The sequence below is a fragment of the Protofrankia sp. CiP1_Cm_nod3 genome, assembly GCF_982290655.1.
In genome coordinates this window covers 1-1,018 of record NZ_CEVIVD010000258.1, presented here as the reverse complement: position 1 = coordinate 1,018, position 1,018 = coordinate 1, and the positions used below count along the sequence as shown (strand labels likewise).

Annotated in this window: 2 protein-coding genes; both read right to left on the bottom strand. The window is 68.3% G+C overall.

Features of this window, described 5'->3' with window-relative positions:
- A partial coding sequence (locus tag AC5LUJ_RS23855; RefSeq protein ID WP_493465832.1) for a DUF4276 family protein occupies positions 1-657 on the bottom strand: 657 nt, incomplete at its 3' end.
- Between the two features lie 4 nt (positions 658-661).
- On the bottom strand, positions 662-1,018 hold a 357-nt coding region (locus AC5LUJ_RS23850), incomplete at its 5' end, for an AAA family ATPase (RefSeq protein WP_493465831.1).

The following is a 1,018-nucleotide window of genomic DNA, read 5'->3' as shown; positions in this document are numbered from 1 at the left end:
GAGTGCCTCGAGGCGTCGGAGCCAGGCGTCGGCGTGGGGGCATTGTCTGCGCAGGGCGGTGAGGCCGAGGTCGGTAATCGCCAGCGGTCCCTCGAACACCTTGTTGAACGCCGGGTAGAGGGCCAGGAGCCGTTTGGAGGGGGCGGTCTCCCGACCGTCGTTCACCTGCTCGGGCCCGCCGTGGCTGTCGACGATCTTTCTGATCCGCTCGGTGAGGCGGTGGTTTCCGACGAGATCGCCGAGCGGGCCGGCGGCGGCGAATACCCAGGTCTCCAGTTCGTGCAGGACGAGATGGGCCACGAGCCGCGGGTCGCCGATCACCTGTTCGATCGCCCGCTCGACGGCCGTCACCCGGCTGAACGGATCAGCGCCGAGGGGACGTCCCGACATGCCCGGGGTGTCCTCGGGCAGCCCGTAGTAGTCAATCATCGTGGTGACGATGTCGATCGTCGGGTCCCGCAGGATCCGACGGATCTCCGTCTCGATACGGGCCCAGTTACTGACGCCGCCTCGGCGTGCCGGGCTACCGACGGCCGTCTTCGTGACCAGGACGGACTTGCGGACGTGGAATCCTGCCTGTTCGAGATGTGGCTGCAGGACGGAGTCGATGACCGCGAACTCGCTCTGCCCCTCGGCGAGAAGGTAGAGCGAGCGCACGAAGTCAGCCCTCTTCCCGGGCGGGCAGGCCACCGAGGATGTTCTTCTGCCACAGCTCGCCCAGCGAATAGTCGTCCAGCCAGGCCGCGAGATCGGCCGGGTCGGGGCGGCGGAAGGCGGAGGCGCCGTCCACGCGGTCGACGATGACGATGTCGCCGAGGTCGACGTGGTCGACGAGGGGGACGGACTGGGTGGCCACGACGATCTGGCTGGTCTGGCTGGCGGAGCGCAGCATGCCGGCGAGCTGGACCAGGGCGAACGGGTGCAGGCCGAGTTCCGGCTCGTCCAGGATGATCAGTGGTTGTGGGTCGGGACGCAGCAGCAGTGTGGTCAGGCAGATGAAGCGCAGGGTGCCGTCGGA